Annotated in this window: 16 protein-coding genes; 9 read left to right on the forward strand and 7 right to left on the reverse strand. The window is 70.5% G+C overall.

Going from position 1 to position 20,382, the window contains the following annotated elements:
- Window positions 1-27: 27 nt before the first annotated feature.
- From ACWGJ5_RS00005 to ACWGJ5_RS00020, 4 genes are all read right to left on the reverse strand, one after another.
- Window positions 28-609, reverse strand: coding sequence for a histidine phosphatase family protein (locus ACWGJ5_RS00005; RefSeq protein ID WP_453307496.1), 582 nt, complete (start codon window positions 607-609; stop codon window positions 28-30).
- Between the two features lie 51 nt (window positions 610-660).
- Window positions 661-1,767: a DUF4185 domain-containing protein gene (locus ACWGJ5_RS00010; protein ID WP_453307497.1), complete on the reverse strand. Its 1,107-nt coding sequence runs from the start codon at window positions 1,765-1,767 to the stop codon at window positions 661-663.
- Window positions 1,768-1,841: 74 nt separating this feature from the next.
- Entirely contained in the window at window positions 1,842-3,476 is a 1,635-nt protein-coding gene (locus ACWGJ5_RS00015; protein ID WP_453307498.1) for a fucose isomerase, read from the reverse strand.
- Between the two features lie 181 nt (window positions 3,477-3,657).
- Entirely contained in the window at window positions 3,658-5,145 is a 1,488-nt protein-coding gene (locus ACWGJ5_RS00020; RefSeq protein ID WP_453307499.1) for an FGGY-family carbohydrate kinase, read from the reverse strand.
- Window positions 5,146-5,398: 253 nt separating this feature from the next.
- Here ACWGJ5_RS00020 and ACWGJ5_RS00025 point away from each other — a divergent pair, with 253 nt between their 5' ends.
- The 4 genes from ACWGJ5_RS00025 (at window position 5,399) to ACWGJ5_RS00040 (ending at window position 9,731) form a co-directional block, all read left to right on the forward strand.
- Window positions 5,399-6,490 (forward strand): glycoside hydrolase family 172 protein, encoded by a 1,092-nt coding sequence (locus tag ACWGJ5_RS00025; protein WP_453307500.1) that lies wholly within the window; start codon window positions 5,399-5,401, stop codon window positions 6,488-6,490.
- Window positions 6,491-6,566: 76 nt separating this feature from the next.
- Window positions 6,567-7,934, forward strand: coding sequence for an ABC transporter substrate-binding protein (locus ACWGJ5_RS00030; protein ID WP_453307501.1), 1,368 nt, complete (start codon window positions 6,567-6,569; stop codon window positions 7,932-7,934).
- Window positions 7,931-8,893, forward strand: coding sequence for a carbohydrate ABC transporter permease (locus tag ACWGJ5_RS00035; protein WP_453307502.1), 963 nt, complete (start codon window positions 7,931-7,933; stop codon window positions 8,891-8,893). The genes ACWGJ5_RS00030 and ACWGJ5_RS00035 overlap by 4 nt, the downstream gene beginning before the upstream one ends.
- Complete coding sequence (locus ACWGJ5_RS00040; RefSeq protein ID WP_453307503.1) at window positions 8,883-9,731, forward strand: carbohydrate ABC transporter permease; 849 nt, start codon at window positions 8,883-8,885, stop codon at window positions 9,729-9,731. Before ACWGJ5_RS00035 ends, ACWGJ5_RS00040 begins: the two co-directional genes overlap by 11 nt.
- A 105-nt stretch (window positions 9,732-9,836) precedes the next feature.
- Here ACWGJ5_RS00040 and ACWGJ5_RS00045 read toward each other — a convergent pair whose 3' ends face one another.
- Together ACWGJ5_RS00045 and ACWGJ5_RS00050 are read right to left on the reverse strand one after the other, a co-directional pair.
- Window positions 9,837-10,847, reverse strand: coding sequence for a LacI family DNA-binding transcriptional regulator (locus tag ACWGJ5_RS00045; protein WP_453307504.1), 1,011 nt, complete (start codon window positions 10,845-10,847; stop codon window positions 9,837-9,839).
- A gap of 116 nt (window positions 10,848-10,963) precedes the next feature.
- Window positions 10,964-11,734 carry a maleylpyruvate isomerase N-terminal domain-containing protein gene (locus ACWGJ5_RS00050; protein ID WP_453307505.1) on the reverse strand — a complete coding sequence of 257 codons (771 nt, stop codon included), beginning with the start codon at window positions 11,732-11,734 and terminating at the stop codon, window positions 10,964-10,966.
- Between the two features lie 348 nt (window positions 11,735-12,082).
- Here ACWGJ5_RS00050 and ACWGJ5_RS00055 point away from each other — a divergent pair, with 348 nt between their 5' ends.
- The 5 genes from ACWGJ5_RS00055 (at window position 12,083) to ACWGJ5_RS00075 (ending at window position 18,276) form a co-directional block, all read left to right on the forward strand.
- Window positions 12,083-13,057, forward strand: coding sequence for a cyclase family protein (locus ACWGJ5_RS00055; protein WP_453308239.1), 975 nt, complete (start codon window positions 12,083-12,085; stop codon window positions 13,055-13,057).
- Between the two features lie 109 nt (window positions 13,058-13,166).
- On the forward strand, window positions 13,167-14,756 hold the full coding sequence (locus ACWGJ5_RS00060; protein WP_453307506.1) for a GMC oxidoreductase: 1,590 nt from the start codon (window positions 13,167-13,169) through the stop codon (window positions 14,754-14,756).
- A 164-nt stretch (window positions 14,757-14,920) separates the two neighbouring features.
- Window positions 14,921-15,760, forward strand: coding sequence for an SDR family oxidoreductase (locus tag ACWGJ5_RS00065; protein WP_453307507.1), 840 nt, complete (start codon window positions 14,921-14,923; stop codon window positions 15,758-15,760).
- A 36-nt stretch (window positions 15,761-15,796) separates the two neighbouring features.
- A complete protein-coding gene (locus ACWGJ5_RS00070; protein WP_453307508.1) occupies window positions 15,797-17,239 on the forward strand; it encodes a cytochrome ubiquinol oxidase subunit I in 1,443 nt (480 codons plus the stop codon).
- Window positions 17,236-18,276 (forward strand): cytochrome d ubiquinol oxidase subunit II, encoded by a 1,041-nt coding sequence (locus ACWGJ5_RS00075; protein ID WP_453307509.1) that lies wholly within the window; start codon window positions 17,236-17,238, stop codon window positions 18,274-18,276. Before ACWGJ5_RS00070 ends, ACWGJ5_RS00075 begins: the two co-directional genes overlap by 4 nt.
- A 117-nt stretch (window positions 18,277-18,393) precedes the next feature.
- Here the strand turns inward: ACWGJ5_RS00075 and ACWGJ5_RS00080 are convergent, their stop codons facing one another.
- On the reverse strand, window positions 18,394-20,232 hold the full coding sequence (locus tag ACWGJ5_RS00080) for a glycoside hydrolase family 15 protein (protein WP_453307510.1): 1,839 nt from the start codon (window positions 20,230-20,232) through the stop codon (window positions 18,394-18,396).
- Between the last annotated feature and the right edge of the window lie 150 nt (window positions 20,233-20,382).

The following is a 20,382-nucleotide window of genomic DNA, read 5'->3' on the forward strand; positions in this document are numbered from 1 at the left end:
GTCGGGCCCTCTGCCCCCTCTCCCTGCCTAGTCGGCCTCCGGCGCGGCAAGCGGACGCCCCAGCCGCAGATTCCAGCGCCCGGCCCGGCCGCTGAGTTCGGTCACGGTCAGCGGCGGCACGTCGAGGCGCCAGAAGAGTGCCGCGGGCATGCCGAGTGCGTCGACGACGGCCGCCCGCACCACCTCCGGCTCGACCACGGCGACCGTACGGCCCTCCCACTCCTGCGCCTCGGCAAGCCAGCGCGCGACCCGTCCGCACAGGTCCCGCACGGACTCACCCCCATGGGGTGCGCATTCCGGGTCGGTGAGCCAGCGGCCCACCGCCTCCGGCTCGGCGCCCCCCACCTCTTCCAGCGTGCGCCCGCGCCAGCGACCCACGTCGAGACCCGCCAACTCCGGTACCGGCACACCGTCGAGGCCCAGCGCCGCGGCCGTCTCCCGGCAGCGCACGCCGGGGGAGGAGAGGACACGGACCGCGGACGGCAGCGCACCGGCCGCCGAGCGGGCCCGCGCCGCGCCGCCCTCGTCGATGGAGCCGCCGTCGTCGAAGCGGGCCTGCCGCAGCGAAGCGCTCGTGGCGGGGGAGACGAGAAGGACTCGGCTGGTCATGTGATCCAGAAGTACCAGCATCCGCATCGCTCGCACAATCCGGGGACGGGCTCAGACGGCCAGTCCGCTGATCCGGTACTGCATCACCCGGTAGTTCTGGTCGTCGTACCACTGGCTGACGTTGATGTTGAGGTCGCTGAACGTCGACCCGGGCACGATGAAGCCGCCGTAGGGGCTGGCCACCGCGTTGCCGGACTCGTTGCCGGGGGTGGTGGGGACGATGATCGTCTGCTCCGGCGTGGTGAACAGGTTGCTGGTCGGCAGCGCGAAGACCTGCGCGCGGATACCGAGCGGATCCATGTTCAGCCAGGTCAGGGCGTACCTGCCGCCCATGGCGCGGAAGCAGATCTCGCCCCAGCGGCGGCGCGCGGTGATCGTGGTCGGGTAATTGCCCAACGCCCAGGCGCCGTTCGCGTAGCCCCACGGCTCGTAGGCCGCCGGGTCGCCCAGCCGGTCCTGGCGCACCCGGTGCAGCAGGAGGTCGGAGTCGACGTCACGGTTGAACACGGTCGACAGGACGTAGCAGTAGCCGTCGTCAGCGACCGCGTACGTCTTCTGCTGGAACTGGCCGCCGTACTGGTCGCCCGGCCACAGGCACAGGTACTCCCAGGTCGCGCCGTTGTCCGTGGAGCGCCAGAAGTCCGAGTGGTCGGTCCGGTACAGGACACCTCGCATCAGGTGCATGTACATCGTGTCGCCGACGGTGAACACGTCCGACGGGATGGCGGTCGTGTTGTTCCGGTGGCCCTCCGGGACCAGGCCCACCGCGTGCGCACCGCCCACGCTGTCGTCGATGACGAGACCGTCCAGGTCGGGGTGTCGGGATCGCAGGCCGACGGGGGCCCGCCAGCCCGAGGAGCCGACCCCGGCACCGTCGAAGGTGTCGCCGCAGACGAACAGCATCGTGCCGTCGGGGCAGCTGACGGGGATGCCGAGATCCGTCCAGGGCGCGGCGAACCGGCCCGTCTCGGCGGGGCCGGTGAGGTTTCTGACCTTGGTGCCGGTGATGGCGGTGGCCCGGGCGGTGGCGGCGGCCGCCGGTGGCGCGCCCGCGAGGGACGCGGCTGCCGCCGCCATGCCCGCACCGGCGGCGAGCACCTGGCGGCGACTGGGGCCTCCGGCCCCGTCGGTGGGGGTGGAACGTCGTGCACCGGCCATGCCGAACTCCTCACTCCTCGAAGGGTTGTCGGTTCGCTCGCGCATGTGCAGCACCGGCGGGGCCGCGGGTTCGGCTACAGCGCCACGTCACCGCACAGGTGCACCTCGACACCCAACTCGGCGAAGAGGGCGGCCTTGGCGCGCAGCGCCTTGTCGGCCGTCTCCGCGCCGGGGGCGTAGGCCACGTTCAGGTGGTTGGCGCGGTGGCGGGCCATGAACTGGTCGCGGCTGACGCCGTGCAGCACCGCGTGCATGATCGGCCACTGCGGGGTGGTGGCCTCGAGGCGGCGCCGGGTCTCCTCCTCCGGCAGTTCGAGGACGGTGGCCCGGCCGAGGTCGACATGCAGCCGGCCGTCCATCAGGAACACCCGCGACCAGACGATCTCGCCCGGCCGGGAGACCCCGCTGAGCGTGCCGCCGCCGAGCGGGAAGTACATCGGGGGCTGCCGCATGCTGTACGACTTGTGGTAGCCGCCGTTGTGGGAGGCGGGTACCGAGCCGGAGATCTCGAAGACCCACACGAACCGGCCGTCGTACTCCTCTCCCCAGCGGATGTCGTGCAGCGTGGTGGCCGGGTCCAGCCCCATCGCCGTCCAGATGCGGTTGGTCACCAGGGAGTCGACGGCGACACCCTCGTCCACCTCGTTGAAGTGCGGCAGCGGCGCACCCGCGTACAGCTCTCGCTCCCCGTCACGGCTGAACACCGGCGGGCGCTGGACGTTGTTGAGCAGGCCCTCGGCGAGGTCGCTGGCCGGGACGGTGTCCTTCAGGCCCTGCTGGTACTGGATGCCGACCGCGTCGAGCCCGAAGTCGTCGGCGATGCGCAGTGCGGCTATGTACATCTTGAACTGGCTGAGCAGCTGGGCGTCGGTGAGCTCGGTCGCCTCGTCGGTACCGGTGTGGAAGGTCATGCCGGCGTGGTCGAGCCAGGCGCGGACCGCGTGCGCCTCCTCGTCGGAGACCTTGTTCATCTCGGCGACGAGGGCGCTCTGCGACAGCCGCTCCTTGTAGATGCCGAGCGGGTTGAGGAACTCGTCGTCGATGATGGCGTTGTACATGCCCATGCAGCCCTCGTCGAAGACGCCGATGATCGCCTTCTCCTCCCGCAGCTGCCGGGCCAGGGCCACGCCGAGTGCGGTCTCGGGGTCCTCGGGCAGGGCCGGCAACGGCCGGACGTGGCCGGTGTCGTGGGTGAGGGTGCCGGTCTCCAGCCAGGTGCGCAGCCCGTCGCGGGCCCAGTCGTCGGTGAAGTCGGCGCTCCACAGCACGGAGTACGCGCGTCCGGCCTTGGTGAGGCTGCCCGCGAGGTTCAACAGGCCCACCAGGCCCGGGAATTCACCGCTCCAGTTGGCGACGACGAGGATCGGTCCCCGGTGGTCGCGCAGCCCGGCCAGGACGTGGTGGCTGTACTGCCAGACACCTTCCACGACGATCAGCGGCGCGTCCTTCGGCAGGGTCTTGAACACCTCGATGCCGGCGCGCTGGCTGTCGATGAAGCCGTGCCCCTTGGCCGTGTCGAAGGGGTGGCCGCGGCGGACCTGCCATCCGAGGTCGGTCAGCGCCGCGGCGAGGTCCTTCTCCAGCTTCTCCTGGGTCGGCCAGCAGGTGACGTTGGCGGCGGGGCGCAGGTCACCGCTCGCCACGGTGCAGACGGTGTGCGGCTCGGCGGCGGCGGGCCGGCCGGGCACGGGCAGGGTGTACGTGGTCATGCGATCTCCGTTGGGTGTGCGTATGGGGGCCACCCCCCGGCCGACCGACTGGGGCGGGCAGGGGTCCGGCGCCGTTCCGGCCGACCGAGTCGGGTGGTGGGTGGGCATAGGTCGGGGCCAGGGGGCGGGGCCCCCTGGCGGGGTTCAGGGGGCGGAGCCCCTTGCCCGGACTCGGAAGGGCTCAGCGCTCCTGCAGTGGGGCAAGGGCATGCACGGTCGCCGAAGTCTCCCGGTACAGCCGCCGATAGAGGCCGTACAGCTCGTCGTACCGCCGTCGATGCTCCGCGCGCGGCGTCACCGTCTCCCGCACCGGGTTCCAGTCGTCGATACCGGCGTCCCCGACGAGCTGAGCAGCGAGCAGCGCGCCGCCGTAACTCGCGCCGATCGTGGTGGTGCGCAGCTCCTGCGGCCGTTCGGTGATGTCCGAGACGATCTGGGTCCACAGGGCGCCCTGGGTGCCGCCGCCGACAGCGACCACGCGGCGGATGTCGCCGCCCGCCTCCTCGATGACCTCGATGTTGTGGCGTACCCCGAATCCGGTGGCCTCCAGCGCGGCCCGGTACAGGTCGCCGCGGGTGTGGGACAGGGTGAGTCCGGCGATCACACCGCGGGCGTCCGGGTCCATGATCGGAGTGCGCTCGCCGGAGAAGTACGGGAGCATCAGCAGCCCGCCCGCGCCCGTCCCCGACTCGGCGGCCAGGCGGGTCAGTTCGGCGTGGTCGCCGGCGGCGAACAGATCGCGCAGCCAGTTGGTGACCGCGCCCGAGGTGGCCATGCCGCCGGCGAGGTTCCGGGTGCCGGGCAGGGCGCCGACCGTGCCCCACAGCGACGGGCTGGTGAGCGGCTTCGGCACGGTGTGGATCAGGAACATGGTCGTGCCATACATGAGCATCAGGTCACCGGTGTGCTGTGCACCCACGCTGAGGGCCTCGGCCCAGGCGTCGATGGTGCCGGTGGTGACGGGGATCCCGGCCGGCAGGCCCGTCGCCTCGGCGGCCTCGGCGGTGACGGTGCCGGCCGCCTCGCCGGACCAGCGCAGCGGCGGCAGCTCGATGCCGGGGGCCACTTCGGCGGCCCAGGGGCCGTACCACTGGCCCGCGAGCGTGTCGTACAGCGGGGTGCACTGGCTGGCCGAGTGGTGGTCCAGCACATAGGTACCGGTGAGCTTGCGGACCAGCCAGGAGCTGGGCATGTACAGGCGGCGGGCGCGGGCGTACCGCTCGGGTTCCTCCTCGGCGACCCAGGCCATCTTCGGTCCGGCGGCCTGGGTGGTGAGCGCGGAGCCGCACCGGCGGATGATCTCGTCGGCGCCGAGCCGTTCCTCGATACGGCGGATCTGCCGGACCGAGCGGGTGTCGACGCCGTAGAGGATCGCCGGGCGCACCGGGGTGTCGTGCTCGTCGGTGAGCAGGACGCAGGGCCCCATGCCGCTGACCCCGACGGCGAGCACGGTGGAGTCGTCCGGGCCGGTCAGCTCGCGGGCGATGCCGGCGAACTCGTGCCACCACACGGAGGCATCCATCTCGAAGCGGCCCGGACCCGGCCTTGAGGGGGTGTGCTCCCGCACGGCCGAGCGGATCAGGGTGCCGTCGAGGCCGACGAGGACGCCCTTGCTGCTCGATGTGCCGATGTCCACACCGATGACTGCGTTGGGAGACTTGCGAGGCATGAGGTGCACGCTGACAGAAATCGATTTCAGCGTCAAGAGGCCGCGCAGAGTCGGGCTTTGTGGCCGAGAAGAGCCGTAACAAACTGAGTAATTTGCGCAATTCAGGCACCGCGAGGTGGTCGGCGTGCGCTCCGATCTCACCCCTTGACACCCTCTGATGTCCGCCCTACTTTTCGCTGAAATGGATTTCACAGGGTTGCGCGGCCCGGCTCCGGGCCCGCCCCGCACCCCACCCATGAAGGCACAGAACACGATGACGACCTTTGGACTCGACGGCATCTCCCGCAGGACCCGTGCCGTGAGCCGTTCCATCAGCGCCGAGAACTTCACCGGTGCCAAGTCCGGCGGCGGCCGGGCCACCGAGGGCACCGGAGCGGTCGCGGCGAACAGGCTGGGGCCGGGCTGGAAGATCTCCCCGAGCATCGACATCGCCGCAGGCGGGACCGCGGTGCTAGCCGACATCGAGGGGCCGGGCACCATCCGGCACCTGTGGTGCACCACCGACCCGCACACGGCCTGGCGGGGCACGCTGCTGCGGATGTACTGGGAGGGGGAGGAGAGCCCGGCCGTAGAGGTCCCGCTCGGCGACTTCTTCTGCAACGGCTGGAACACATTCAGCCAGGTCTCGTCCGTGCCCGTCGCCGCCAACCCCAACGGCGGTTTCAACGCGTACTGGCCCATGCCGTTCCGCCGAGGCGCCCGCATCACCCTGGAGAACCTGACCGCCGAGAAGGTCACCCTCTACTACCAGGTCGACTACGAACTGGACGAGGTCGGCGAGGACGCCTCCTACTTCCACGCGCAGTGGCGGCGCAGCCACCCGGTGCCGTACGGCGAGGTGCACACCCTGCTCGACGGGGTCACCGGCGCCGGCAGCTATGTCGGCACCTACCTCGCCTGGGGCGTCAACAGCCCCGGCTGGTGGGGCGAGGGCGAGTTCAAGTTCCACCTCGACGGCGACGACGAGTTCCCGACGATCTGCGGCACCGGCACCGAGGACTACTTCGGCGGCGCCTGGAACTTCGACGTCCCCGGCCAGGGCTACACCGCCTACACCACGCCCTACCTGGGCCTGAACCAGATCCTGCGCCCCGACGGGCTCTACCGCAGCCAGCAGCGGTTCGGGATGTACCGCTGGCACGTCCTCGACCCCGTCCGCTTCTCCCGGGACCTGCGCGTCACCGTGCAGAGCCTCGGCATCGGCCCCGGCCAGGGCAACGGCCTGCCGCACCGCTACCGGCACACCAGCGACGACATCGCCAGCACCTCGCTCTTCTACCTGGACGCCCCCAGCTCGGCCTCCCGTCCGGCCACGCCCGACCTGCTGACCCTCGAAGTCGACTGACCGCCACCCCCGTTCTCCGCCACCCCCTTTGTTCTTCCTCCATCCGGCCCCATCCCACTCCGACAGGAGCGCACGCATGCTCCAGCACGGCAACGACGCCGGGCGCCCGGCCACCACGTCACGCCGGCGTTTCCTCACCGCGGCGGCGGGCGCCGGCGCGGCCCTCGCCTCCCCGGCCCTGCTCACCGGTTGCGGCACGGCACAGGCGAAGGGGGGCAACCTCCAGTTCTGGAACTTCTACGGCCCCCAGCGCTCGCCCGACCCCGCGATCAACGCCCAGTCCAAGTGGTTCGTGGACATGGTCAACGCGTGGAACCGCACCCACAAGACCCAGATCGACCTCGTCTATCTGCCCCAGCCCACCTACCTCAACGGCTTCAAGCTGCCGTCCGCCTTCGCCACCGGCGAGGGCCCGGACATCTTCCTGCTCTCGCCCGGCGACTTCCTGCGCTACTACAACGGCGGTGTCCTCGCGGACCTCACCCCGCACATGGACAAGGCCGCCATCGACGACTACGGCTCCGCACTCGACAGCCGCAAGGTCGGCGGCAAGGTCTACGCCCTCCCCATGGAGATCGAGCCGCTCGCCATGTTCTACGCCCAGGACGTGTGGGAGAAGGCCGGCCTGTCCGAGGCCGACATCCCCACCACCTGGGACCAGATGCTCGACATCGGCGACAAGCTGCGTACGAAGACCAGGGCGGGCCTCGTCTTCGAGACCCAGCCCGGCTACTACCAGAACTTCACCTGGTACCCGTGGATGTGGCAGGGCGGCGGCGATGTCCTGGACCACCAGGGCAAGGTCGTCTTCGACTCCCCGGCCACCCGGCAGGCCCTCGCGCTGTGGCAGGACGCCGTGCGCCACGGCATCGCCCCGCGCACCGTGCCCGCCGCCGACGATGTGATCGGCGGCTTCAAGGGCGGCAACGTCGCCATGTGGCAGCAGGGCATCTGGAACGTCTCCAGTTTCAAGGCGTTCGCCCCCAAGTACCGCTACGGCGTCTTCAAACTGCCCGTCCCGCCGGGCGGCAAGTACGTCACCACGCTCGGCGGCTGGTCCTTCTGCGCCAACGCCCAGGGCCGCAACCCCGAGGCTGCGGCCGAGTTCTGCGTCTGGGCGCTCGGCTCCATGAAGGACGACTCGATCAACCGGATGGTCGACTGGTGCGTCGGCGCCAAGTCCGACGTGGCGCCCCGCGCCAGCGCCCTGGAGCGGGGCGCCGCCAAGGGTGGCTACGACTCCGGGATCATGAAGAAGTTCAAGGACGAGATCTTCCCCGGCGGGCGCGCCGAGCCGCGTTACCCCCCGGTCGTCTACAAGGCGATCTCCGACGCCATCCAGGGCACCATGCTCGCCGGCCGCGGTGTGGCCGGTGAGGCGGAGAGAGCCGCCCAGTCCATCGCCGCGTACACCGAGAGCTACAAGGGGGCGAGCCTGATATGAGCAGCGTCGCCGCACAACAGCGCCGACGGGCCGCGGCCCCGGCACAGGCGCCCGTCTCCGCGGGCACACCGAGACTCAGCCGCAAGCACCGCGAGTGGCTGGCCGCGGGCCTCTTCCTCGCGCCCGACGTGCTCGGGCTCCTCATCTTCGTCGCCGTCCCGATGGTGCTCTCCATCGCCCTGAGCTTCTTCCAGGTCAGCGGCTTCGGCTCGTACAAGTGGATCGGGCTCGGCAACTACCAGCGGATGATGCACGACCCGCTGTTCTGGGACTCGATGAAGATCACCGGTGAGTACGTCGTGATCCTCGTCCCCGTCCTGTTCTGCGTGAGCCTCGGCCTCGGCCTGCTGGTCAAGCAGAAGCTGCCCGGCGTCGGCGTCTACCGCACCGCACTCTTCCTGCCGTACGTGATCAGCCTCGTGGTGGTCGGCGTGCTGTGGAAGTTCCTGCTCGACGAGCAGACGGGCGCGGTCAACCGGGCCATGCGGGCCGCCGGTTTCGACGGCGAGTCCTGGCTCGGCAGCCCCTCCCTGGCCCTCGGCTGCCTCATCGCGGTCATGGTCTGGGTGATGATGGGTTACTACATGATCATCTTCCTGGCGGGGCTCCAGGAGATCCCCAAGGAGTTCTACGAGGCCGCCAAGCTGGACGGCGCGGGCCCGTGGACCACCTTCCGCACCATCACCTGGCCGCTGCTGCGCCCCACCAGCTTCTTCGTCCTGCTGATGTCGACGGTCGCCGCCATCACCGGAGGCCTCGACCTGATCTTCGTTCTGACCAACGGCGGCCCCGCCGACGGCACGTCCCTGGCGATCTTCTACATCTACCAGCAGGCGTTCGGATTCGGCGAGTTCGGCTACGCGTCGGCCATGGGTTCGTTCCTGGTGCTGATCATGGTCGTGATCTCCGCCGTGATCTTCAAGTTCACGAGAGGCGGGAGGTTCGACGATGGCGAGTGACGCCCTGACGACCCGGGCGGGCCGGCGTCGGCTTCGCTCTTCACGCACGGGACTCACGGCCCTGGCCGTGGTCCTGTCCCTGATCAGCATCTTCCCGGTGCTGTGGATGGTCACCTCGTCCTTCAAGTCCCGGGCCACCGTCACCGACGGCAACCTGATCCCGAAGGACTTCACCTTCGACAACTTCGTCTACGTCTTCACCGAGGTCCCCTTCGGACGCTACCTCTGGAACAGCTTCTTCATCTCCGCGGTGATCACCATCGTGGCGCTGTTCTTCCACTCCATGGCCGCCTACGCGCTCGCCCGGCTGCGCTTCCCGGGCCGCGAGAAGCTCTTCGGCGCGATCTTCGCGACCCTGCTGGTCACGGCGCCGGTGGTCCTGATCCCGCTGTTCCTGGTCGCCCGTGAACTGGGCCTGCTCAACAGCTACGCCGGCCTGATCGTCCCGGCCATCTTCAACGCCTTCGGCATCTTCCTGCTGCGCCAGTTCTACCTGGGACTGCCCAAGGAACTGGAGGAGGCGGCGATCGTCGACGGCTGTGGCCACTGGCGGGTGTACTGGAACATCGTCCTGCCGATGTCCCGGCCCATCCTCTCGGCCCTGGCGATCTTCTTCTTCCTCGCCAACTGGAACGCCTTCGTCTGGCCGCTGGTCGCCACCAACGACCAGTCCCTGACGGTGGTCCAGCTCGGCATCGCCTCGTTCCAGAACCAGTACACCTCCAACTGGAACTACATCCTCGCGGCGGCCACCGTCGCGGCACTGCCGATGCTGGTGCTGTTCTTCGTCTTCCAGCGGCAGATCGTGGAGTCGATCAAGACGTCCGGGCTGAAGTAGCTCCGGACCTGCCGTGGGCCCGGGCGTGCGGCGGCGCAGGGCCCACGAAAAGGGCGCGGTACCGGTCACCCGACCGGTACCGCGCCCTTGGCGTGCCCGGCCGGCTCACGGCCCGGCGGTGCTCTCCCGCACCTGCAGCTTGGTGCGCAGCACCACGGTCTGCAACGGCGACGGTTTGCCCTCGATGCGCTGCAGCAGCAGATCGGCGGCGGTACGGCCCAGCTCGTACGAGGGCAGCTCCACGGTGGTCAGGGACGGCCGCAGCAGCGACGCCCACGGCACGTCGCCGAAGGACAGCACACCGATGCCCGGGGGAGTGCGCCCGACCTCGCGCAGCGCGTCCAGGACGCCGATCGTCATGAGGTTGTTGGCGACGAACACGGCGTCCGGCGGCTCGGGCAGCGCCAGCAGCTCACGCATCGCGGCCCGGCCGCCCTCCACCCGGAAGTCCGCGTGCCGTACATAGGCGTCGCCGGCCGGGGCGGCGTCGCCCGCGGAGTACAGTGCCGTGCGGTACCCGGCGAGGCGCTCCTCGGAGGTGGAGGCGCCCCGGGGGCCGGTGATGCAGGCGATCCGGCGGTAACCGGCCCGCAGCAGATGGCGGGTGGCCACCTCACCGCCGTGCTGGTTGTCCACCTGCACCGCGTCCACCTCGGCCGCGTGCGGCCGGCGGTCCACGGCGACCACGGGCACGCTCCGGGCGATCAGCGGCGCCAGGTCCGTCTCGTCCTGTGAGGCCGCGGCCACGATCACACCGGCCATCTGCTCGCCAAGGGCGACCTCGAGGTAGCGGCGTTCCTTGTCGGTGTCCTCGTCGGAGTTGCACAGGACGACCGAGAGGCTGGTGCGCTGCGCGGCGTCCTCGACCCCGCGGGCGAGCGAGGTGAAGAAGGGGTTCTCGATGTCCGGGATGATCAGGGCGATCACGCTGGAGCGCTGCTTGCGCAGCGACCGGGCCACCCGGTTGGGCGCGAAGCCGAGAGCAGCGGCGGCCTGCTGGACGGACAGGGCGCGTTCCGGCGTGACCTTGCCGCCGTTGAAGACACGCGAGACCGTCGCCGGGGACACCCCGGCGGCTCGTGCCACGTCATGGATCGTCACCACCTGAGTGCGCATCCTTTCGGCCGTGTGTAGGACCACCCTACCCTGCGGCTGAAAAGGTTTTCATCCCTCGAATTGAGCCCACACCTTCTCGGGCGCGCACGACGGGCGGCGGGGCGAGCGGGGCGGCGTCAGTAGCCGCCCAGCAGGCTCCGCACCCTGCGCAGGGCCTCCGGGCCTGCGTCGCTGTGCCAGCGGTTCGGATCGGCGGGGCGGCGTCCCCACAGCAGCAGGACTCGTACGGCCGCGTCGCTCTCGATCGTGGCGGGGCCCTCGGGGGCGGCGAGCCGGATGCTGCTGCCGTCGGCGTCGGCGGTCACGACGATGTCGTCGGTGCCCGGCGTGCGCAGGCGGCCTTCGACCCGGTCGTCGGGTCCCAGGTCCAGCCCGGCGCGGCCCTTCTTCAGCAGCGGGCGGCCGACGGACACCACGCTGTGTTCCGTCATCCACGACTCGTTGAGCGCCTGTACGGCCGTCCGGTCGTCGCCGGTGAGGTCCCAGCGATGCAGGATCAGCTCCTCACGCATGTGCTCCGCGAAGAACGGGGACTTCACGGACCGGCCCGTCCACATCACCTCCGTGTCCGGGGACAGGTCCTGTGCGGCGGCCGCGGCCACCTCGGTGAGCCGTTCGCAGCGGTTCAGGAACGTCGCCCAGAGCTCGGCGTCGGACAGGCGCCGGAACGGTTCCTCACGGTCGAAGCCCCTGGTCTCCACGGGCGATCCGTCGAGGAACGCCTGGAGCACCCGGGCCAGTTCCTCGGCGTTGCCCGTCTGGTGGATCAGGACGTCGCGCACCGTCCACGCCTCGCACCAGGTGCCGTCGTCGGGCCGACGCCCCTGTACGGCGTGGACGAAGGGAGCCAGCTCCGGCAGGGTCTCCTCGACCCGGGAGGGAATCATGCGCCATGGGTAGCCTGACCCGTCGTCGGGCAAACCAGCAGGCGCCCGACAGAGTCCTTCCGGTAGCGGAGCGCGCCGAACCGGGCCGGTACGCGGCGCGCCGGCTCCCCATCGCCCGCAGGCCCGCAGGCCCGCAGGCTCGCAAAGAGGCGTTTCGGGCTCCGGGCGAGGGCTACCCGGCCGCTCGTGACCGGTCACGTGGACACGGCGGTCCCGCGGATCGCCTACGACGACAGCGGCCCGGCGGACGGCCGCCCTCTGGTGGCGGTGCACGGCCGGCCGGACGACATCCATCTCCCGCGTCGGGAACACGTGCTGTGGGCCGAGGCGGACGAGGAGGAGTTCCCGATGACCTCGCACCAGCAGCCCGTACCCGCGCCGCCCGCGCCGCCCGCCGCACCCCAGTCCCTGTCCGAAGCGGCGTTCCGCGCGCTGTATCGCCGGTTGCGGGACCCGGCCCTGGACGGTGGCGAGGAGCGGCGCGGCGCGCTGGACCGCCTGACGCCCGAGCTCGTGGTGGCGGCCGCCGCCGAGGTCCGGTGCGGGCGTACCGTGTCGTTGGCCGCGCCCGTCGAGACGCAGCCCGGTCCGGACAGCCCGGAGCCCGCCTCCCATCGGATGACGGCTCCCACGCACCGGGAGACCGCCGGACCCGGGCTCACCTTCGCCCGTGACCGGTTCGCCATGAACGTGCACGGTGATGTCGACAGCCACCTCGACGCGCTGTGCCACGTGATCTTCGACGGCGAACTGTACGGCGGCGTCCCGTCGAGCACCGTGACACCCGACGGGGCCGGAGCGCTCACCCTCGATCTGGTGCGTGACGGCATCGTCGGCCGCGGCGTCCTCCTGGACGTCCCGCGGCTGCGCGGTGTGCCGTGGCTCGAACCCGGCGCCCAGGTGACCGCCGGGGACCTCGTCGCGGCCGAGACCGCCCAGCGGACCACGGTCGGTCCGGGTGACCTGCTGTTCGTACGCGTGGGACACCGCCTGCGGCGCCGGGACCTCGGGCCATGGGACGTGACGCGGGCCCGGGCGGGCCTGCATCCGACGGCGATGGGCTTCCTGGCCGAGCGGCGTGTGTCCGTGCTGGGATCGGACGGCAACAGCGACGCCGCACCGAGTGCGGTCGCCGAGGTCGCGTTTCCCGTGCACGTGCTGGCGGTCAACGCCATGGGGCTGCACCTGCTGGACTACCTGGACCTCGAGGAGCTGGCGGGGGTGTGCGAGGAGCAGGGGCGCTGGCACTTCCTGTGTGTGGTCGCCCCGCTGCGGCTCCCGGCGGCGACCGGCTCCCCGGTGAACCCGATCGCCGTTCTGTGACCTGCCGGTGTGCGGCACGCTCCAGGTGCCGTACCCCCGCACGACGCGTACGTTCGAAGAGGTAGGAGCCGCAACGGCCCCGCAGACAACGCGAGCACGAGCAAGGACGGTGGTTGCCGTGGACGCCCTGCCTTCGTACGACGTCATCGTGATCGGCACCGGAGCCGGCGGCGGCACGCTGGCCCACCGCCTCGCTCCGTCGGGCAAACGCGTGCTCATCCTCGAACGCGGCGACTACCTGCGGCGCGAACGCGACAACTGGGACTCCACGGCCGTGTTCGTCAAGGCCAAGTACCGGGCCCCGGAGTTCTGGCTCGACAGTCACGGCAACGAGTTCCCGCCCGAGGTGAACTACTACGTCGGCGGAAACACCAAGTTCTACGGCGCGGCCCTGTTCCGGCTGCGCCCCGAGGACTTCGGGGAACTGCGCCACCACGACGGCATCTCTGCCGCCTGGCCCCTCGGTTACGACGACCTGGAGCCGTACTACACCCAGGCGGAGCACCTCTACCTGGTGCACGGCAGGCACGGCGAGGATCCCTGGGAAGGGCCGTGCAGTGCGCAGTACGCCTACCCGCCGGTCGAACACGAGCCGCGCATCGAGCAGTTGAGCCACGACCTGGAGAAGCAGGGGCTGCACCCCTTCCACCTGCCGATCGGGGTCAACCTGACCCAGGACGCGCTGGGCCGGGCCACCCACTCCAGCGTCTGCATCCGCTGCAACCGGGTGGACGGTTTCCCGTGTCTGGTGCGCGCCAAGTCCGACGCCCAGGTGATCTGTGTCGAGCCGGCACTGGAGCACCCCAACGTGGACATGATCACCAACGCGCGGGTGACGCGGCTGGAGACGGACGCCACCGGGCGCAGCGTCACCGGCGTCGTCGCCCAGCTCCCCGACGAGGACGAGGCCCGGTTCTCGGCGGACGTCGTGGTCGTGGCCTGCGGGGCCGTCAACTCCGCCGTCCTGCTGCTCGCTTCGGCCAACGACCGGCATCCGCGTGGGCTGGCGAACAGCTCGGACGTCGTGGGCCGGTACTACATGCGCCACAACAACCTTGCGCTGATGGCCGTTTCGAAGGAACCCAACGACACCCAGTTCCAGAAGACCCTCGCCCTGCACGACTGGTACCTGGGCGCGGACGACTGGGACTACCCGCTCGGCGGGATCCAGATGCTCGGCAAGTCGGACGCCGAGCAGATCCACGGCGAGGCCCCGCGCTGGGCCGGAGCTGTGGCGCCGGACATGCCGTTCGAGGTCCTGGCCCATCACGCCGTCGACTTCTGGCTGTGCGGAGAGGACCTGCCGCAGCCGGACAACCGGGTGACCCTGGAAGCCGACGGCAGGATCCGGCTCACGCTCGACGAGGGCAACAACATCGCCGGCCTGACGCGCCTGCGGCACAAACTGCAGCACATGCTCGGCCATCTGGGCATGCACGAGCACCGGCTGCTGTCCCGCAGCATCTACCTGCACAAGGGCATGCCGATCGGCGCGACCGCGCACCAGGCCGGCACCGTGCGCTTCGGCACCGACCCGGCGTCCTCGGCCCTGGACGTCAACTGCAAGGCCCACGACCTGGACAACCTCTACGTCGTCGACACCAGCTTCTTCCCGAGCATCGGCGCGGTCAACCCGTCCCTGACGGCCATCGCCAACGCCCTCCGCGTGGGCGACCACCTGAAGGAACGGCTGGGCTGACCTTCGCCGCCCGGACTCCGACGACCGGGCGAAGATGCTCAGCCGCGCAGCGCAACGCGGTCCGCTCCGGGATGCCGCCGTTCCGCACCCGTGCTTGCCTGATGGCCGGACCACCGGGCGACGGGCTCGGCGGGAACGGGCGCGCAGTGGAGGAGCAGGACATCGTGAGTTCCACCGAGGGGGCACCCCAGGGCGCGATCCCCGCCCACCTGCTGAAGGGGCAGAAGGCACTGGTGACCGGCGCGAACTCCGGAATCGGCAGGGCGACGGCCGTCGCCCTGGGCCGGGCGGGGGCCGATGTCGTGGTGAACTATGTGGCCGGCCGCGAGGACGCCGAGAAGGTGGTCGAGGAGATCACCGGCTTCGGGGTCCGGGCGGCCGCCTACGAGGCGGACGTGTCCCAGGAGGACCAGGTCGTCGCCATGACGGACCGGATGGTCCAGGAGTTCGGCACGATCGACATCCTGGTCGCCAACGCGGGACTGCAGCGGGACGCGGCGGTCACGGACATGACCCTCGCCCAGTGGCAGAAGGTCCTGGACGTCAACCTCACCGGGCAGTTCCTCTGCGCCCGTGAGGCGACCAAGGAGTTCCTGCGCCGTGGGATCGTCCCCGAGGTGTCCTGCGCCGCCGGGAAGATCATCTGCATGAGCTCGGTCCACCAGATCATCCCCTGGTCCGGTCACGTCAACTACGCCTCGTCCAAGGGCGGCGTGCAGATGATGATGGCGACGCTCGCCCAGGAACTCGCCCCCAAGCGCATCCGTGTGAACGCGGTCGCCCCCGGAGCCATCAAGACGCCCATCAACCGCAACGCCTGGGAGACGCCCGAGGCGCAGCAGGATCTCCTGCGGCTGATCCCGTACAAGCGCATCGGTGACCCCCAGGACATCGCCCACGCCGTCGTCGCCCTCGCTTCCGACCTCATGGACTACGTCGTCGGCACCACCCTGTACGTCGACGGCGGGATGACCCTCTTCCCCGGCTTCGCCACCGGCGGCTGACCCACCCCACCGTGCCGGCCCCGGGAGAGACATCACATGCACACGGTCCTGCTGCCGGCGGACGTACCTCCGCAAACGCTGCCGGCCAGATCGATGATGGCCTTCACCCTGGCCTCCCACATCGTCCTCGTGCCCCTGGGCGTGGCGCTGCCGCTGATCACGCTCGTCATGCACGGCTACGGTCTGCGCCGTGCCGACGCCACCGCCCTGCTGCTGGCCCGGCGGTGGTCGGCCGTCATGGCGGTCCAGTTCGCGATCGGCGTGGTCACCGGCACCGTGCTGTCCTTCGAGTTCGGGCTGTTGTGGCCCGGCATGATGGGCCGGTGGGGCGATGTCTTCGGCATCGGGTTCGGTGTCGAGGCGTGGGCGTTCTTCCTGGAGGCCGTCCTCATCGCGATCTACCTCTACGGCTGGCGGAGGCTCCCCTCCCGGACCCACTTCCTGCTCGGACTGCCCCTGCCTTTCGCGGCCCTGCTCGGCGCCTTCGGCATCCTGGCCGCCAACTCGTGGATGAACACCCCGCGGGGCTTCACCCTCGACTCCGCCGGCAACCCGGTCGACGTGAAGATCTGGAAGGCGATCTTCACCCCCATGTTCGGCCCGCAGTACTGGCACTTCGTCGTGGCGATGTTCGTGACGGCGGGCTACGTCGTGGCCGGTGTCTACGCCGTCGGATGGCTGCGCGGCCGCCGGGACCGCTACCACCGGCTCGGCTTCACGATCCCCTTCACCCTCGCCGCGGTCCTCACGCCCGTGCAGTTCGTGCTCGGCGACTCCATCGCCCGGCAGGTCTTCCACAAGCAGCCGGTGAAGTTCGCCGCCATGGAGATCGTCTGGAGGACCGACACCCACCAGCCGGAGTACCTCTACGGCCGGCTGCATCCGGACGGCACCATCTCCGGCGGCATCCGGATCCCCCAACTCGACTCCGTCCTCGCCGGGTTCCACGCGTACACCAAGGTGACCGGGCTGACCTCCGTGTCCGCCGACGACCGGCCGAACGCCACTGAGGCCACCATCGCCCACTGGGCCTTCGACACCATGGTCGGGATCGGTTCCCTGCTGGTGCTGCTCGCGCTCTGGTACGCGGCGATGTGGCTGCTGCGCCGCAGGCCGCCCGCCTCACCCTGGTTCTTCCGAGGCGCGGCCGTGGCCGGCCTCGCCTCCCTCGTCGCCGTCGAGTGCGGCTGGATCACCACCGAAGTGGGCCGCCAGCCCTGGATCGTGTACCAGAACATGCGGGTCGCCGAGGCGGTGACGGCCACGCGTTCCGCCAGTCTGTGGACCATGTTCGGTCTGGTCGTGCTCGTGTACGTCTTCGTCTTCGGTTCGTTCCTCGTGGTGCTGCTGAAGATGCGCGCCCGCTGGCGGCTCGCCGACGAGACGGGCGGACCGCGGCCGCCGAAGGAGACCCCGGAGCCGGACACGCCGGAGACGGAAACGCCGTACGGGCCGCGCTCCGCCGGGAGCCGGCTGTGATCGCCGGTGTCATCGCCGTCGTCCTGCTGCTCGCGATCGCCGCCTACGCCTGCGGCGGAGGCACGGACTACGGAGCCGGCTTCTGGGACCTGGCCGCGGGCGGGGCGGAGCGCGGCAAGCGCCCGCGCCGGCTGATCGACCACGCGATGGAGCCGGTCTGGGAGGTCAACAACGTCTGGCTGATCTTCGTACTGGTCATCACGTGGACGGGCTTCCCCGTCCTCTTCCAGCGGGTGTTCACCACGATGTGGCTGCCCCTGGCGCTGGCCGCCGTCGGCATCGTGCTGCGCGGCGCCGGCTTCGCCCTGCGCAGGCCCGTCCGGCGGCTGGCCGGCCGGCGTCTGTACGGAGCCGTCTTCGCCGTGGCCTCGCTGCTGACGCCGTTCTTCCTCGGCGCGGCCGTCGGGGGAGTGGCCTCGGGCCGGGTGACCGCCACCACGACGGCGTCGACGGATGTGTGGGCCAACCCCACGTCGCTGCTGTTCGGTCTGCTCGCCATCGCCGCCATGGCGACGCTCGGCGCGGTCTTCCTCGCCGCGGACGCCCGGCGCTTCGCCGCGCCGGACCTGGACCGGTACTTCCGCCGGCGAGCCCTGTGCGCCCTCGCGGCCGTCGCCGTGCTCGCCGTCATCACGCTGTTCGTCACCCACGGGGACGCGCCTCATGTGTGGCACGGGCTCACCCACGGAGTGGGTCTCGTCTTCGTCGTCGTGGCGGTGCTGGCCACGCTCGCCACCGCATGGCTGCTGACACGTCCCTCCGGTGCCTGGTCCCGGGTCTCGGTGGTCGGCGTGGTCGCCTCGGCCGTCCTCGCCTGGGGCATGGCACAGCGCCCCTACCTCATCCCGACCTCGCTGACCGTCGCCGAGGGCGCGGGCGCGCACACCACACTGCGCTGGCTGGCGTTCGTCACGCTCGTCGCCGTCGTGCTCGTCATCCCCGCGGTCGCCCTCCTGTACTGGCTGGACACCCATGGCGAGCTGGAGGGCCTCACCGACGCGGACCTGCGCCGCGGCGGCGCCGGTGACCAGGGCTGACCTCGGCGCGACGGCCCGCCGGAACCGGTCAGCGATGCGCTGCCGGCCGCCGCCGGGCGGGAGGACACGCTCGTGCTCCTCGGGTCCGCGTCGTCGGCCGGGTGAACCGGGCCCGGGCTACCGCTCGTCGAGCGCCCTGTCGAGGGTGAGGGCCGCGTCGATGAGGGCGAGATGCGTGAACGCCTGTGGGAAGTTGCCCAGTTGACGGCCTGTCGGGTCGATCTCCTCCGAGAACAGGCCCAGATGGTTGGCGTACCCCATCATCTTCTCGAACACCAGCCGTGCCCTGTTCGTCCGCCCCGCGCGGGCGAGGGCGTCGACGTACATGAACGTGCACAGGGAGAAGGTGCCCTCCGAGCCGTGCAGCCCGTCGGGCGAGGCCTCGGGGTTGTAGCGGTAGACCAGGCTGTCGCTGACCAGTTCGCGCTCCATGGCGTCCAGCGTCGATTCCCACATCGGATCCCCAGGGGTGAGGAACCCGACCGTCGCCATGCGCAGCAGCGAGGAGTCCAGTACGTCACTGCCGTAGTGCTGGACGTAGGCCTGCCGTTCCTCGCTCCACCCCTTGGCCATGACCTGTTCGTAGACGGCGTCCCGCTCGGTCCGCCACCGTCCGGCCGCCGACGGCCAGCCCTTCGACTCGGCGAGGCGCAGAGCGCGGTCGAACGCCACCCATGACATGACCCGGCCGTAGGTGAAGTCCTGGCGCCCGCCGCGGGTCTCCCAGATGCCCTCCTCCGCCTGGTCCCAGTGGTCGGCCAGCCAGTCCAGGTCCGCCCGTATCGAGGTCCATCCTCCGTGCCCGACCTGGAAACCGTGTTGGTGCGCGAAGTAGATGCTGTCCAGCGCCTCGCCGTAGATGTCCAGTTGGAGCTGCGTCGCGGCGCCGTTGCCGATCCGCACCGGCGCGGAGCCCGCATAGCCCTCCCAGTGGTCGAGGATCTGCTCGTCCAGGTCGGCCGAGCCGTCGACCTTGTACATGATGTTGAGCGGGCCCGTGGTCCCGCCGCTGCCGGCCCGCTCCTTGACCCGGTCGCTCAGCCAGACGATGAACGCCCGGGCCTCCTCCGTGAAGCCCAGCCCCAGCAGGGCGTACACGGAGAAGGAGGCGTCACGGATCCACGTGAAGCGGTAGTCCCAGTTGCGTTCGCCGCCCAGTTGCTCCGGGAGAGCCGCCGTCGGGGCGGCCACCACGGCACCGCTGGGTGCGAAGGTCATGAGCTTCAGTGTGATCGCGGAACGCTCCACCACTTCCCGCCAGCGCCCGGTGTAGCGCGACTGCGCCAGCCAGGAGCGCCAGAACGCCACGGTCTCGTCGAAGAGCCGTTGGTATGCGTCCAGGCGGATCTCGGCGGGCGGCCCCTCGGCGCCCATCTCCAGCATCAGCCCGCGATGCTGACCGGCCTGCAGCGTCAGCGAGAGGTGCAGGTCGGCACCCTGGTCAGTGAGTACGTCCACGAGCCGGTCGTCCCCCGGTTCACGGATGGGGTGTACGGTGAGTTCCGTGCCGTCCTCCGCGGCGAAGACCGCTCCGTGCCGGGTGATGTGCAACTCGTGCTTCCTGCGCCCGTAGTCGAACCGCGGGGCGATCTCCACCTGGAACGTCATGCTGCCGCGCACACAGCGGACCAGACGGACCAGCCGGTGGCGGGAGGTGGTCGTCGTACCGGTCACGGGCATGAAGTCGAGCACCTCACCGGCGCCCGCCTCGGTCATGAACCGGGTCACCAGGATCGCCGTGTCGGGCAGGTACAACTGCTTGGTCGCATGGGTCCGGTGCGCCGGCCGGACCGTGCAGTGCCCGCCCTTCTCCTTGTCCAGCAGCGCCCCGAAGACACTCGGCGAGTCGAACCGCGGGGAGCAGAACCAGTCGACCACGCCTTCGGTCGTCACCAGCGCCGCGGTCTGCAGATCGCCGATGAGACCGTGGTTCTCGATCAGTGGGTAGTCCTCCATCAGGAGCGCCCCTTTCGGTGTGCGATTCACCCGGACGCACCCCCCTCGTTCAGCGTAGGCCGCGGGTCCTGCCCGGGCTCGTCGACCGGGATGCGCGCGCTGTGCGCCGGTCGCGGACCCGGCCGTCCGCTCAGTGCGGTGCACGGACCG

The organism is Streptomyces sp. NPDC054783, assembly GCF_053611725.1.

Excerpts from the sequence above, each read along its gene's own strand:
- ACWGJ5_RS00030 (WP_453307501.1), top strand. The coding sequence starts at position 6,567 with ATGCTCCAGCACGGCAACGACGCCGGGCGCCCGGCCACCACGTCACGC.
- ACWGJ5_RS00040 (WP_453307503.1), top strand. The coding sequence starts at position 8,883 with ATGGCGAGTGACGCCCTGACGACCCGGGCGGGCCGGCGTCGGCTTCGC.
- ACWGJ5_RS00015 (WP_453307498.1), bottom strand. The coding sequence starts at position 3,476 with ATGACCACGTACACCCTGCCCGTGCCCGGCCGGCCCGCCGCCGCCGAG.
- ACWGJ5_RS00070 (WP_453307508.1), top strand. The coding sequence starts at position 15,797 with ATGCACACGGTCCTGCTGCCGGCGGACGTACCTCCGCAAACGCTGCCG.
- ACWGJ5_RS00020 (WP_453307499.1), bottom strand. The coding sequence starts at position 5,145 with ATGCCTCGCAAGTCTCCCAACGCAGTCATCGGTGTGGACATCGGCACA.
- ACWGJ5_RS00055 (WP_453308239.1), top strand. The coding sequence starts at position 12,083 with ATGACCTCGCACCAGCAGCCCGTACCCGCGCCGCCCGCGCCGCCCGCC.
- ACWGJ5_RS00010 (WP_453307497.1), bottom strand. The coding sequence starts at position 1,767 with ATGGCCGGTGCACGACGTTCCACCCCCACCGACGGGGCCGGAGGCCCC.
- ACWGJ5_RS00050 (WP_453307505.1), bottom strand. The coding sequence starts at position 11,734 with ATGATTCCCTCCCGGGTCGAGGAGACCCTGCCGGAGCTGGCTCCCTTC.
- ACWGJ5_RS00025 (WP_453307500.1), top strand. The coding sequence starts at position 5,399 with ATGACGACCTTTGGACTCGACGGCATCTCCCGCAGGACCCGTGCCGTG.
- ACWGJ5_RS00005 (WP_453307496.1), bottom strand. The coding sequence starts at position 609 with ATGACCAGCCGAGTCCTTCTCGTCTCCCCCGCCACGAGCGCTTCGCTG.
- ACWGJ5_RS00035 (WP_453307502.1), top strand. The coding sequence starts at position 7,931 with ATGAGCAGCGTCGCCGCACAACAGCGCCGACGGGCCGCGGCCCCGGCA.
- ACWGJ5_RS00045 (WP_453307504.1), bottom strand. The coding sequence starts at position 10,847 with ATGCGCACTCAGGTGGTGACGATCCATGACGTGGCACGAGCCGCCGGG.
- ACWGJ5_RS00080 (WP_453307510.1), bottom strand. The coding sequence starts at position 20,232 with ATGGAGGACTACCCACTGATCGAGAACCACGGTCTCATCGGCGATCTG.